General features: G+C 71.1%; 14 protein-coding genes. 6 read left to right on the top strand and 8 right to left on the bottom strand.

Translation table 11 applies throughout. The features are described from left to right. Window positions 1-126: 126 nt before the first annotated feature. Window positions 127-1,869, bottom strand: coding sequence for a lysine--tRNA ligase (gene lysS, locus ACIGDI_RS43310; RefSeq protein ID WP_399908542.1), 1,743 nt, complete (start codon window positions 1,867-1,869; stop codon window positions 127-129). A gap of 127 nt (window positions 1,870-1,996) precedes the next feature. Here lysS and argS point away from each other — a divergent pair, with 127 nt between their 5' ends. After that, window positions 1,997-3,760: an arginine--tRNA ligase gene (gene argS / locus ACIGDI_RS43305; protein ID WP_399908539.1), complete on the top strand. Its 1,764-nt coding sequence runs from the start codon at window positions 1,997-1,999 to the stop codon at window positions 3,758-3,760. Here argS and ACIGDI_RS43300 read toward each other — a convergent pair. Continuing rightward, window positions 3,738-4,187: an ATP-binding protein gene (locus ACIGDI_RS43300; protein WP_399908536.1), complete on the bottom strand. Its 450-nt coding sequence runs from the start codon at window positions 4,185-4,187 to the stop codon at window positions 3,738-3,740. The two genes, argS and ACIGDI_RS43300, sit on opposite strands and share 23 nt — an antisense overlap. 113 nt (window positions 4,188-4,300) lie before the next feature. Between ACIGDI_RS43300 and ACIGDI_RS43295 the strand changes: the two genes are divergently transcribed. Together ACIGDI_RS43295 and ACIGDI_RS43290 are read left to right on the top strand one after the other, a co-directional pair. Next, a complete protein-coding gene (locus ACIGDI_RS43295) occupies window positions 4,301-5,128 on the top strand; it encodes a Scr1 family TA system antitoxin-like transcriptional regulator (protein ID WP_399908533.1) in 828 nt (275 codons plus the stop codon). After that, window positions 5,125-5,304 carry a DUF397 domain-containing protein gene (locus ACIGDI_RS43290; protein WP_399908530.1) on the top strand — a complete coding sequence of 60 codons (180 nt, stop codon included), beginning with the start codon at window positions 5,125-5,127 and terminating at the stop codon, window positions 5,302-5,304. The genes ACIGDI_RS43295 and ACIGDI_RS43290 overlap by 4 nt, the downstream gene beginning before the upstream one ends. Here the strand turns inward: ACIGDI_RS43290 and ACIGDI_RS43285 are convergent. After that, the gene (locus ACIGDI_RS43285; protein ID WP_399908527.1) at window positions 5,288-6,106 is read right to left on the bottom strand and encodes a class I SAM-dependent methyltransferase; all 819 of its coding nucleotides are present in this window, start codon (window positions 6,104-6,106) and stop codon (window positions 5,288-5,290) included. The genes ACIGDI_RS43290 and ACIGDI_RS43285 overlap by 17 nt on opposite strands. Window positions 6,107-6,180: 74 nt before the next feature. Between ACIGDI_RS43285 and ACIGDI_RS43280 the strand changes: the two genes are divergently transcribed. After that, window positions 6,181-6,771 carry a TetR/AcrR family transcriptional regulator gene (locus ACIGDI_RS43280; RefSeq protein WP_399908525.1) on the top strand — a complete coding sequence of 197 codons (591 nt, stop codon included), beginning with the start codon at window positions 6,181-6,183 and terminating at the stop codon, window positions 6,769-6,771. 57 nt (window positions 6,772-6,828) lie between these two features. Beyond that, a complete protein-coding gene (locus ACIGDI_RS43275) occupies window positions 6,829-7,596 on the top strand; it encodes a DUF4253 domain-containing protein (RefSeq protein ID WP_399908522.1) in 768 nt (255 codons plus the stop codon). A 9-nt stretch (window positions 7,597-7,605) separates the two neighbouring features. Here ACIGDI_RS43275 and ACIGDI_RS43270 read toward each other — a convergent pair whose 3' ends face one another. From ACIGDI_RS43270 to ACIGDI_RS43260, 3 genes are all read right to left on the bottom strand, one after another. Continuing rightward, entirely contained in the window at window positions 7,606-8,454 is an 849-nt protein-coding gene (locus tag ACIGDI_RS43270) for an arylamine N-acetyltransferase (protein ID WP_399908519.1), read from the bottom strand. A 44-nt stretch (window positions 8,455-8,498) separates the two neighbouring features. Continuing rightward, window positions 8,499-9,710, bottom strand: a complete 1,212-nt coding sequence (locus ACIGDI_RS43265) for a PLP-dependent aminotransferase family protein (RefSeq protein WP_399908516.1) — start codon at window positions 9,708-9,710, stop codon at window positions 8,499-8,501. Between the two features lie 95 nt (window positions 9,711-9,805). After that, window positions 9,806-10,708 carry an SAM-dependent methyltransferase gene (locus ACIGDI_RS43260; RefSeq protein ID WP_399908513.1) on the bottom strand — a complete coding sequence of 301 codons (903 nt, stop codon included), beginning with the start codon at window positions 10,706-10,708 and terminating at the stop codon, window positions 9,806-9,808. A gap of 219 nt (window positions 10,709-10,927) precedes the next feature. Between ACIGDI_RS43260 and ACIGDI_RS43255 the strand changes: the two genes are divergently transcribed. Next, window positions 10,928-11,215, top strand: coding sequence for a hypothetical protein (locus tag ACIGDI_RS43255; protein ID WP_200705413.1), 288 nt, complete (start codon window positions 10,928-10,930; stop codon window positions 11,213-11,215). Here the strand turns inward: ACIGDI_RS43255 and ACIGDI_RS43250 are convergent, their stop codons facing one another. Further along, window positions 11,216-11,587 carry a DUF805 domain-containing protein gene (locus tag ACIGDI_RS43250; protein WP_399908510.1) on the bottom strand — a complete coding sequence of 124 codons (372 nt, stop codon included), beginning with the start codon at window positions 11,585-11,587 and terminating at the stop codon, window positions 11,216-11,218. Between the two features lie 290 nt (window positions 11,588-11,877). After that, window positions 11,878-12,870, bottom strand: coding sequence for a porphobilinogen synthase (gene hemB, locus ACIGDI_RS43245; RefSeq protein ID WP_399908507.1), 993 nt, complete (start codon window positions 12,868-12,870; stop codon window positions 11,878-11,880). Window positions 12,871-12,892: the final 22 nt, after the last annotated feature.

The following is a 12,892-nucleotide window of genomic DNA, read 5'->3' as shown; positions in this document are numbered from 1 at the left end:
CCGGCTTTGCACACCTTTCACACCCCCGACCCCGCGGCTAAGGTCGGCCCCAACACCCGCCCGCCTAATTCCGGGGGGGGGGGGGGGGGGCCGGCCCCCCCCCCGCCCCCTCTCGTATGACGCGGGCTACTCGCCGAGCAGCCGTCGCACCCGCTCCTGTCCGACCGCGAGCAGCAGCGTGGGCAGGCGCGGGCCGGTGTCCCGGCCGACCAGCAGGTGGTAGAGCAGGGCGAAGAAGGTCCGCTGGGCGGTCTTGATCTCCGCCGGCAGCTCCTTGGGCGTGGCGTCGGCCGGGAAGCCGGCCTGCACCTTGGGCACGCCGTAGACGAGGTGGGTGAGCCCGTCGAGCGACCAGTGCTCGGCGAGGCCGTCGAGCAGCAGCCGCACGGACTGCTGGGAGGCCTCGTCGAGGGACTTCAGCAGCTCGGCGTCCGGCTCCTCGCGCACGATGGTCCGCTGGTCGGCGGGGACGTGCGTGTTGATCCAGGCCTCGGCCTTGTCGTAGCGCGGCCGGGCCTCGTCGAGGGAGCCGAGCGGGTTGGCGGGATCCAGTTCGCTCAGGATGCGCAGCGCCTGGTCCTCGTGTCCGGCGGTGATGTCGGCGACGGAGGCGAGGGTCCGGTACGGCAGGGGGCGCGGGGTCCTCGGCAGCTCGCCGGCGGCCGTGCCCACGGCACGGGCGTGCGCGGCGACGTCGGCCGGGAGGGCGCTGCCGTCGGCGACCTTGGCGTCCAGCTTGTCCCACTCGTCGTAGAGGCGCTGGATCTCCTGGTCGAAGGCGATCTTGAAGGACTGGTTGGGGCGGCGGCGGGCGTAGAGCCAGCGCAGGAGCTGCGGCTCCATGATCTTCAGGGCGTCGCCAGGGGTGGGCACGCCGCCCCGAGAGGAGGACATCTTCGCCATGCCGCTGATGCCCACGAAGGCGTACATGGGGCCGATGGGCTGCTTGCCGCCGAAGATCCCGACGATCTGTCCGCCGACCTGGAAGCTGGAGCCGGGGGACGAGTGGTCGACACCGCTGGGCTCGAAGATGACGCCCTCGTACGCCCACCGCATCGGCCAGTCGACCTTCCAGACCAGCTTGCCGCGGTTGAACTCGTTCAGCCGGACGGTCTCGGAGAAGCCGCAGACGGTGCAGGAGTAGGTCAGTTCGGTGGTGTCGTCGTCGTACGAGGTGACCGTGGTGAGGTCCTTCTCGCAGTTGCCGCAGTACGGCTTGTACGGGAAGTACCCGGCGGAGCCGCCGCTGCCGTCGTCCTCGCCGGCCGCGCCCGAGCCCTCGGCGGCCTCCAGCTCGGCCTCGTCGACGGGCTTCTGCTGCTGCTTGGCGGGGGCCTTCTTCGTCCGGTACTGGTCGAGGATGGCGTCGATGTCGCCGCGGTGCCGCATGGCGTGCAGGATCTGGTCGCGGTACACGCCGGAGGTGTACTGCGCGGTCTGGCTGATCCCGTCGAACTCCACGCCGAGCTCGGCCAGCGACTCGGTCATCGCGGCCTTGAAGTGCTCGGCCCAGTTCGGGTATGCCGACCCCTTGGGCGCCGGGACGGAGGTCAGGGGCTTGCCGATGTGCTCGGCCCAGGCGTCCTCGTCGACCCCGGCGATGCCCTTGGGCACCTTGCGGTAGCGGTCGTAGTCGTCCCAGGAGATGAGGTGGCGCACCTGGTGCCCGCGGCGGCGGATCTCGTCGGCGACGAGGTGCGGGGTCATGACCTCGCGGAGGTTGCCGAGGTGGATGGGGCCGGAGGGAGAGAGTCCGGACGCGACGACGACCGGTTTGCCCGGGGCCCGACGCTCCGACTCCTCGATGACCTCATCCGCGAAACGGGAGACCCAGTCGGTGGTCTCGGTGCTCTGAGCCACGATCGGCACGTCCTTCTTTCTGAACGGGTGAGGCTCCATTGTCACAGACGGTGGTGCGACCGGGAAAACCGCTTTACCCCCCATGGGATACTGGCTGGGTATATCCATTCCCACGAGGAGAACGGCACCCCTTCCTATGGCCTCGGTCACGTCCCTCAGCGACTCCGTCCAGCAGCAGCTCGCGTCCGCCCTCTCGGCCACCCTGCCGGAGGCCGCCGGTGCGGACCCGCTGCTGCGACGCAGTGACCGGGCCGACTTCCAGGCCAACGGCATCCTGGCGCTCGCCAAGAAGGCGAAGGCGAACCCGCGGGAGCTGGCGACGCAGGTCGTCTCGCGGGTGGCGACCGGCGACGAGCTGATCAAGGACGTCGAGGTGTCCGGCCCCGGTTTCCTGAACCTCACGATCGCCGACCGGGCGATCACCGAGAACCTCGCCGCCCGGTACGCGGACGGCGACCGGCTCGGTGTGCCGCTGAAGGAGAACGCGGGCATCACGGTCATCGACTACGCCCAGCCGAACGTGGCGAAGGAGATGCACGTCGGTCACCTGCGCTCCGCGGTCATCGGTGACGCGCTGCGCGGCATGCTCGACTTCACCGGCGAGAAGACGATCGGCCGGCACCACATCGGCGACTGGGGCACCCAGTTCGGCATGCTCATCCAGTACCTGTTCGAGAACCCCGGCGAGCTGGCCCCGGCGGCCGACGTCGACGGCGAGCAGGCGATGAGCAACCTCAACCGGGTGTACAAGGCCTCGCGTGCCGTCTTCGACGCGGACGAGGAGTTCAAGGAGCGGGCCCGCAAGCGGGTCGTCGCCCTGCAGTCCGGCGACAAGGAGACGCTGGAGCTGTGGCAGCAGTTCGTCGACGAGTCCAAGGTCTACTTCTACTCCGTCTTCGAGAAGCTGGACATGCGGATCCGCGACGAGGAGATCGTCGGCGAGTCGGCGTACAACGACGGCATGCCGGAGACCGCCCGCCTCCTGGAGGAGATGGGTGTCGCGGTGCGCTCCGAGGGCGCGCTCGTCGTGTTCTTCGACGACATCCGCGGCAAGGACGACCAGCCGGTGCCGCTGATCGTGCAGAAGGCGGACGGCGGCTTCGGCTACGCGGCCTCCGACCTGACGGCGATCCGCAACCGGGTGACCGACCTGCACGCCACCTCGCTCCTCTACGTCGTGGACGTACGTCAGTCGCTGCACTTCAAGATGGTCTTCGAGGCGGCCCGGCGGGCCGGCTGGCTGACCGACGGCGTCACCGCGCACAACATGGGCTACGGCACGGTGCTCGGCGCGGACGGCAAGCCGTTCAAGACGCGTGAGGGCGAGACCGTACGGCTGGAGGACCTGCTCGACGAGGCCGTCCAGCGGGCGGCGGAGGTCGTCCGCGAGAAGGCCCAGGACCTCACCGAGGACGAGATCCAGGAGCGGGCCGCACAGGTCGGCATCGGCGCCGTGAAGTACGCGGACCTGTCCACGTCCCCCAACCGGGACTACAAGTTCGACCTGGACCAGATGGTCTCGCTGAACGGCGACACGTCCGTCTACCTCCAGTACGCGTACGCCCGTATCCAGTCGATCCTGCGCAAGGCGGGCGAGACGAGGCCGGCGGCCCACCCCGAGCTCGAACTGGCTCCGGCGGAGCGGGCGTTGGGCCTGCACCTGGACGCGTTCGGCGACACGGTCTTCGAGGCGGCGGCGGAGTACGCTCCGCACAAGCTGGCGGCGTACCTGTACCAGCTGGCGACGCTGTTCACGTCGTTCTACGACAAGTGCCCGGTGATCAAGCCGGCACCGCCGAAGGACGTCGCCGAGAACCGTCTGTTCCTGTGCGACATGACGGCCCGCACCCTGCACCAGGGCATGGCCCTGCTGGGCATCAGGACGCCCGAGCGCCTCTGACGGCAGGAGCGGGCAGCGGGTCGCAGAGGAACTCGCACCACACGGCCTTACCCAACTCCCGCTCCCGCACACCCCACTTGTCGCTCAGCGCTGCGACGAGCAGCAGTCCGCGACCGCCCTCGGCCCCGGTGTCTCCGTCGTCCACGACGCGGGGCACGCCGGGGCCGCTGTCGTGCACCTCGATGCCCAGCACCCGCCCGTCGTAGCGCAGCAGCAGCCGCGAGTGGCGGCCGGGCGGGACGCCGTGCAGCAGGGCGTTGGTGACCAGTTCGCTCACGCAGAGCAGTACGTCGTCGGCGCGGTCCGTCCCGGCGAGGTCCCAGCCGGTGAGGCTCTCGGCCGTGAACCGCCGCGCGGCCTGCACCGATCGGCGCTCGCGGCGCAGGAACCGCTCGCGCACGCAGGGGAGTTGAGTCCTGTCGTTCACAGGACGAGAGTCGCGGAGAGTGACTACCGTTGATCACTCCGTGAACCCGTACAGATTTTTTGTACGGGTTCGCACCGGGTGACGTACGCGTGTCGAGGGGGATGGAGACCTGCATGAGCGCCAGGAGGCCGCCGCGGCCGAAGAACCTCACGTCCATGAAGATGCTGGGCAAGCAGCTCGGCGCCGCGCGTCGCGCCGCGGGCCTCACGCAGAGCGCCCTCGCCGAACTCGTCAGGGTCGACGAGGAGACGATCGCGTCGATCGAACAGGGCAGACGGACTCTGAAGCCGGACCTGGCCACAGCGCTGGACGAGATCCTCCAGACCAAGGGGACGCTGCCGGCGGGCGTGGCCAACCTGCCGGAGATCGACCAGTTCCCGATGTGGGCGGAGCTGTACATGGAGCATGAGCGGGAGGCGATTGCGCTGTCCTGGTACGACAACGCGGTCGTTCCCGGCCTGTTGCAGACCGAGGCCTACGCTCACGCTCTGCTCAGTGGGCGTGTCCCGCCCTACGAGGCCGACGAGTTGGAGACCAAGGTCGCCGCTCGCATCGACCGGCGGGAGATCTTGCACCGCAGGTTCCCTCCGACCCTGAGCTTCGTGGTCTGGGAACCGGCGCTGCTCATGCCCACGGGAGGAACCGAAGTCCATCGAGAACAGCTGCGCTTCCTGCGCGAGTGCTCCGAACTCCCGTGCCTGTCACTGCAAATCCTGCCGCTGAATCGCACGAGTCACGCGGGCGACGCGGGCCCGTTCACCCTCCTTGAGACGCCCGACCATCAGCACCTCGCCTACACCGAGTCACAACGCGGCAGCCAGTGGGTTTCCGACCCCGATGAGGTGTCCATCCTCACCCGCAAGTATGCGATGCTGCGGACACAGGCCCTCACCATCGAGGACTCAAGATGCCTGCTGGATCGTCTGCTAGGAGAGCCATGAACACCGCACTTCAGTGGTTCAAGTCGACCTACAGCAGCAGCGAAGGCGGCCAGTGCCTCGAAGTCGCCACCACCCCCCACACCATCCACATCCGCGACTCCAAGAACCCCGCGGACACCGGCCCCACCCTCCGCGTCACTCCGGCCGCCTGGGCCGCCTTCACCGCGAGCAGGTGACGAGCGCCAGCGTCGCGTAGGGCATCGTGACCGTGCCGCCGCGGGCGTCGATGGCGGCGCCCACCGCCTCCAGGATCTCGGCGAGTCGGTCGGGGCGCAGGCGGGTGAAGGCGCCCTGGGTGGGCAGGACGTCCAGCCAGGCGTCGCGGGTGTACGTGAACTCCCAGTCGTACCGCCACTGTTCTGGCTCGCCGAACGCCCCGTCCGCCGCCCGGATGGCGTCGGCGGCCCGACTGAGGAAGACCTGGTAGCCGTCGATCATGGACCGGGTGAGGATCGCCCGGAAGTCGAACGGGGAGTCCGGCATGACGCGTTCGGCGGCGTCGGCGACGGCTTCCGCGAGGTCGGGCGGGGTCTCGGCGACGTTCCAGAACGGGACCAGCAGGCCGCCCGGCCGCAGCACCCGCGCCGCCTTGGCCGCGCCCGCGGCGAGGTCGACCCAGTGCCAGGCGGTAGCGGCGGCCACGACGTCGAAGCGGCGCTCACCGGGCTCCCAGTCCTCGAACGTCGCCACCTCCGTGTCCGTGCCGCGCCGTCGCGCCAACTCGGCCATCCGGGCGTCCGGTTCGACGCCGAGGACCTTGCAGCCGGCCGCCTGGAACTGCCGGGCGGCGATGCCGGTTCCGCAGCCGACGTCGAGGAGGTCGGGGCCGGGGGCGGTGGCGGCGATGCGGGCGATCAGGGCCTCGGGGTAGCGGGGGCGGGCCCGGTCGTAGCGCTCGGCGTCCGTGCCGAAGGACTCGGCGATGTCGCGGCTGCGGTGGGGCTCGGGCGTGCCCTCGGAGGACGGTAAAGTGGGCATGCGCCCACTATGGGTGGGCAGTCGCCCACTCGTCAATGGGCGCCCGCCCACTCGCTTCGTACGGGAAGGACCGCATGCCGACCGGAGTGGCCATCCGCGACCCCCACCAGCAGCTCTTCGACGCCGCCGAGCGCATCCTGCTGAGGGACGGCCCCGGCGCGCTGACCAGCAGGGCGGTGACCGCGGAGGCGGGGTGCGCCAAGGGGGTGCTGCACCGGCACTTCGCGGACTTCGACGCGTTCCTCGCGGAGCTGGTGCTCGGGCGTATCGGACGGCTGGACGCGGTGTCCGCGGGCCTGCGGGCCGCCGCCGGGACCGGCTCCGTCACGGACCACCTGACCGGCGCCCTGGCCGAGGTGTTCGACGCGGTCGGGGTGGCCGTCGTGAGCCTGGTCATCGCCCGTGACGAGCTGCGCGCCCGGCTGCGGGCGGCCGGTTGCGCGGCCGGCATCCCGCTGCTGACGGAGGCGGCCGCGATGCTGGCCTCCTACCTCGCCGTCGAACGCGATCTCGGCCGGGTCGCGCCCGGCGCCGATCCGGCCGTACTCGCCCCCACCCTGCTCGGCGCGGCGCACCTGCTGTACGCGGACCGGGAGAGCCCCGCGCCGGACGCCTCGGCCGTCCGCGCGGTGGTGACGACCGTCATGGCCTCCGCGCTGCGCTGACGGTTCAGTGGGCGGCCGGTGCGGCCGTTGTCAGTGCCTGCCCCTACAGTCACCGGCATGGCGACACTTCCCAACCCGCTCCCCCGTCTCGGCGCCCTCGGTCTCGCCCTGCCTCCCGGCCGACTGGTCGACGAGACCGTCGAGGGGCCCTGGCACGAACCCCTCCTGTGGCTCGCGGACGAGCAGGCGGCGCCCGGCGGCTGGGAGGCGCTGCAGCGCACCGCGCCTGCGGCCGGTCTGCTGCCCGTGCTCGTCGAGGCCGGTGGTGACCTCGGAGGGCCGAGCGCCTGGGAGTTGGCGCCCGGCGAGGTCTCCTACCCCGGTGACCACGACCCGGAGGACGTGCTGGCGGAGCACTGGGAGGAGTGCGCGGCGGACGGCGAGGAGTGGCCGGGTCTGGCGGCCGCCGTGGACGTCACCGCCCCCGACGCCGCCGCCTCCACGCTCGCTGAGGCCGTTGTCGCGGGCGGCACAGGCTCGTTCAAGGAGCCCCGGCTCGCTCTCGTCCCGGCCCGCCGCAGCGCGGACATCCCCGCGGCGATCGGCTGGACGGGCCCGGCGAACCACGACGACGACGTGGCCCGGCTCTGCGCGGTGCTCCGCTCCTGGGAGGACCGCTACGGCGCACGGGTCGTCGCCCTCGGCTTCGCCCACCTGCTGGTCTCCGTCGCCGCGCCGCCCACCACGCCCGCCGAGGCGGAGGCCCTGGCCGCCGAGCACTTCGCGTTCTGCCCGGACAACGTCCTCCAGGGCCCCGGCACCCTCAGCGCATACGCCGGACAACAGCTCCTCGGCCGGCGGTCCTGGCACTTCTGGTGGGACTGACCGGCCGGCTCACCCGAACAGCGCCGTCCCGTCGGGCACGACGATCCCGAACTCGGCTTCCAGCAGCCGCCGGGCTTCGCTCTCGTCCGTCAACTCCCGCTCGGACACGGCACCGTCGGCCCGCGTCTCGGTCAGCACCCGGCCGTGCAGCAGGAGATGCCGCTCGGCGCTCACGCTCTGCACGTACAGCCGCTGCGTGAAGGGCGACCGCGGGTTGGTGCCGATGTGCCAGTTGACGACCTCGAAGTCGGCGTGCTCGAACGGCTCCAGGGTGAACGCGTACTGCGCCTGCCAGGGCCCGTCGGAGGCGACACCGACCCTCTCCTCGCCGTACGCCTGGAGCACCCACAGCTCCAGCGGCCCCGGATGCTCCACCGTCACCAGCCGGTGCCGCCGCCCGGCGCCCTCGAACTCCGTTCCGGCGACCAGCGGCACCGGCTCCAGCAGCGCCCCGATCGCCCCGAACCCCACGTCGGCCAGATACGGCCCCGGCTGCCCCGGCACCTCGACCAGCAGCGCCATATGGGTACGCGGCCGGCTCTCGATCCGGTCCGCCCCCACGACCACCCGCGCCGCCAGCCGGGTCACCCCGAACCCCAGCGCCTCCAGCGCGGCCGCGAACAGGGTGTTGTGCTCGTAGCAGTAACCCCCACGCGGCCCGTCCACCAACTTGGCCACCAGGTCCCCGATCTCCAGCGAGGGCGCCACCCGCCGCAGGGCATCGAGATTCTCGAACGGAATCCCCCGCAGATGCGCGAGATGCACCCCACGCAAGGTCCCCGGATCGGCCCCCGGCTCCCCCTCCCACCCGATCTTCCGAAGGTAGACGTCAAGGTCGAACTTCCCCGTATGCACCATGCCCCGACTCTACGAACAGCCGCCCGGCGAGGCGAAGGAACCCGTCAGACCGCCCGCAGCCCCTCCCCCAGCCTCCTGAGGCCCTCGCCGATCTCCTGCGAAGTCTGGGTCACGAAGCACAGGCGGAGGGTCGTGGGGTCGGGGGTGCCGGCGTAGAAGGGGGCTCCGGGCACGTAGGCGACGTCGTGGCGGACCACCTGGGGCAGCAGGGCCGTCGTGTCGTACGGCTCCGGGAGCCGGGCCCACAGGAACATGCCGCCCTCGGGGCGGGACCACGTCGAGCCGATCGGCAGCGCGTCCGCCAGGCCCGCCAGCATCGCGTTCCGCCGCTCGCGGTAGACCCCGGCGACCCGGGCGACGTGCGCGTCCAGGTCCCGCTCGGCCAAGTAGCGTGCCGCGGCGAGCTGGTTGACGGTCGGGGTGTGCAGGTCGGCCGCCTGCTTGGCGACCGCGCAGGCCCGGCGCAGCCCGGCGGGCGCCCGCAGCCAGCCCAGGCGCAGGCCGGGAGCCATGACCTTGGAGAAGGAGCCGAGCAGCACGACCCGCTCGGCGGCCCCCTCGTAGGAGGCGATCCACGGCACCCGCTCGCCCTCGAAGCGGAGTTCGCCGTACGGGTCGTCCTCGACGATCCACAGCCCGCGCCGCTCCGCCACCTCGGCGATCGCGGCCCGCCGGCCGGCCGGCATGGTGCGGCCGGTCGGGTTCTGGAAGGTGGGGACGGTGTAGAGCAGCTTCGGGCGTTCGCGGAGGACGAGTTCCTCCAGCGCCACCGGGTCCACGCCCTCCTCGTCGCCGGGCACCGGCACGATCCGGGCGCCGGCGAGGCCGAAGGCCTGAAGTGCCGCGAGATAGCAGGGACTTTCCACCAGGACCGTGTCGCCGGGCTCCAGCAGGGCCGCCGCGAGCAGGGACAGTGCCTGCTGGGAGCCCGTGGTGACGAGGACGTCGTCGGCGTCCGTGGGCAGCCCGCGCGCCGACATGCGGCCGGCCAGTGCCGCCCGCAGCACCGGCTCGCCCTCGGTGGTGGAGTACTGCAGCGCCCGCCCGGCGTCCTCGGCCAGCACCGCGCGGAAAGCCTCCGCGATCCCCTCCGCGTCGAACAGCTCCGGCGCCGGCAGCCCGCCCGCGAAGTTGATCACCTCGGGGCGGGCGGTGACGGCGAGGATGTCCCGTACCGGCGAACCGCCGACCGTCCGGGCCCGCGCGGCGAGCGGCGGAAGCGGGACAGGGACGGAGACGGGTGGGACGACGGTCATGGTGCGGCTCCCTCTGCCAAGGCTCGTGGCCGCAGCTTAGAAAGAAAGATGCCCTCTACACGCGGCATTCCGCGATCCGGACGCCATCACCCGTCTCAGGCCTTCCGGCCGCTCGCCCCGTACACGTTGATGTCGTCGTCCGTCACGTCGTTGATGTCGCGGTAGCGGATCTTCTCGATGTCGTCGAGGGAGTCGAAGTACGCCTCCTCCACGGCCGGCGGAGCGGGCGCCGGGCCCGGGTGCCAGCGGTGGACGGGCACGACGCCCGGCTCGTCCAGGGTGACCCCCGGGGTGTCGTCGAAGAACCGCTCGACCTCGGTCGCGGAGCGGAACACGAAGGTGAACCCCCGCTCGGTGTAGGTGCGTTGGACCGCCCGCGCCGGCTCGGGGTGCATCTCGTCGGTGAGGTGGCTGAGCACCAGGTGGCTGCCGGCCGGCAACGCCTCCATCAGCTCGCGCACCAGCGGGTAGGCCTCCGCGTCCTCGACGAAGTGCAGGATCGCCACCAGCAGCAGCGCGACCGGCTCACCGAAGTCCAGGGTCTTGGCGGCCTGTTCGAGGATCTCGTCCGGCCGGCGCAGGTCCGCGTCGACGTAGTCGGTACGGCCCTCGGGGCTGCTGGTGAGCAGGGCGCGGGCGTGCGCCAGGACCACCGGGTCGTTGTCGACGTACACGATCCGTGACTCGGGGGCGATGTCCTGGGCGATCTGGTGGACGTTCTCCCCGGTGGGCAGTCCGGTGCCGATGTCGAGGAACTGCCGGATGCCCTGCTCGCCCGCCAGCCGGGTCACCGCGCGGCGCATGAAGTCGCGGTTGTGCCGTACGTCGAGGTAGCCGCGCGGGTTGGCGGCGAGCGCGGCGGCGGCCGCGGCGCGGTCGACCGGGTAGTTGTCCTTGCCGCCGAGGAAGACGTCGTAGACCCGGGCGGGATGCGCCTTGGTGGTGTCGATACGTCCTCTGAGCAGCGCGGGGTCCTGGCTCAACGCGTCACCGGGCACGGGCGTCTCCCTGAAGAGTAGGGGCGGTCGTCAACAAGCTAACTCCCGAGCGGAGTTGATGGTGCCCGACCGCACGACTCACGGCAACGGGTCGCGGGACGAGCCGGGGAAGGCCCCGGAAGGCGTCCCACGGCACCCCCGCGGGACGCAGCGTCTCCGCAGGTCAGAGGCGGTCCCACAGGATCGTCGTCCCGAATCCGGCGCGAGGTGTGGCGCCGCATGGAGATCACCGCTCAGGCTGGGCACCGCCGGCCCCGGCACCCCCAGCACCCCCACGGAAAGGCCCGCACCGCCATGTCCGCCCGAGCCCCCCGCACCCGCCGTCTGCTCGCCGCCACCGCCCTCGCGCTCCTCGCGCTCACGGTGACGGGATGCAAGGACGGCACCGGGGTGCGGGACGAGGGCCCGGCGACCGGTCACGCGCAGCCGCTGCGGCATCCGGTCCCCGAGCACGCGAAGAGGCCGTCCGGTCGGGAACACCGACCGGACGGCCTCGAGGCGCGGTGATCAGCCCGCGTACGCGACAGGCGCTTCCTTCGGGTTCGGGCCGTACTGGTTCGCACCCGGCTGGCTGTCGAGGCAGGTGAAGACCAGCAGCACGATGCCGCCGACGGCCGGGACGAGCCCGATCAGCAGCCACCAGCCGGAGCGGCCCGTGTCGTGCAGACGGCGGACGCTGACGGCGAGGCTGGGCAGCAGGATGCCGAGGTAGAAGATGCCGAGGAGGATGAAGAGGGCCGGGGTCTTCGACGCGGCGGCGATGATGGCCAGAACCACGTAGATGATGCCCACGAACAGCGCGTACATCCAGTATTCCTTGCGGCGCGAGCGACCGCTGAACACGGCGTACTTCTTCAGTGCCTCGATGAACCAGCTCACTTGTGTCCCCCAGGGATCGACGTTCGGACCATCCGGAACGGATCAGGCCAGGCGCAGAAGGTAGGGACACTGACGAGAACTCGTCAATTCGGTACGCGCACGCACCGGTTGAGCACTTTTCGGACAGATCCACTGCGGGTCGGTTCCAAAACCCTCACAGACCGGGGGAAAACGCGGGAAGGGGGACGCCAGTTCACGAATCCGAGTTGCTACCGTTGCCGAACCGATCACGTTCCGATGCCGGTCGGTGGCCGATTCGAGGCCTGACGTATCCCCATCCGTAGCCCGGATCAGCGCAACCTTTGCGCCACTTCGGTGGCCCAGTACGTGAGGATGTTCTGCGCGCCGGCCCGCTTGATGCCGGTGAGGGCCTCCAGGATGGCCCGCTCCCGGTCGATCCAGCCCTTCTCGGCGGCGGCCTCGATCATCGAGTACTCGCCGGAGATCTGGTACGCGGCCACCGGCACGTCCACGGAGTCCGCGACCCGCGCCAGGATGTCCAGGTAGGGCCCGGCCGGCTTGACCATCACCATGTCGGCGCCCTCCTCCAGGTCCAGCGCCAGCTCCCGCAGCGACTCCCGCGCATTGGCGGGGTCCTGCTGGTAGGTCTTGCGGTCGCCCCGCAGCGAGGAGCCGACGGCTTCCCGGAACGGCCCGTAGAACGCGGAGGCGTACTTGGCGGTGTAGGCGAGGATCGCCACGTCCTCCCGCCCGATCTGGTCGAGCGCGTCCCGGACGACACCGATCTGACCGTCCATCATCCCGCTGGGGCCCACGACATGGGCGCCGGCGTCCGCCTGCACCTGGGCCATCTCGGCGTACCGCTCGAGCGTCGCGTCGTTGTCCACGCGGCCCTGCTCGTCCAGCACCCCGCAGTGACCGTGATCCGTCGTCTCGTCGAGGCACAGGTCGGACATGACGAGCAGGTCGTCACCGACCTCGGCCCGCACGTCCCGGATGGCGACCTGCAGAATTCCGTCGGGGTCGGTGCCGGGAGTGCCGAAGGCGTCCTTCTTCGACTCCTCCGGCACCCCGAAGAGCATGATCCCCGAGATCCCGGCCTCCACGGCCTCGGCCGCCGCCTTCTTCAGACTGTCCCGGGTGTGCTGCACGACCCCGGGCATCGCCGCGATCGGCACGGGCTCACTGACACCCTCGCGCACGAACGCCGGGAGGATGAAGTCCGCCGGGTGCAGCCGCGTCTCGGCGACCATACGGCGCATGACGGGGGTGGTGCGCAGCCGCCGGGGACGCGTACCGGGAAAGGATCCGTACTTCGTCATACCTCTACGCTACGCCCGGCCC

This window comes from Streptomyces sp. NPDC085900 (genome assembly GCF_044540925.1).
Taxonomy (GTDB): domain Bacteria; phylum Actinomycetota; class Actinomycetes; order Streptomycetales; family Streptomycetaceae; genus Streptomyces; species Streptomyces gilvifuscus.
This window is presented reverse-complemented; position numbering and strand designations above follow the sequence as displayed.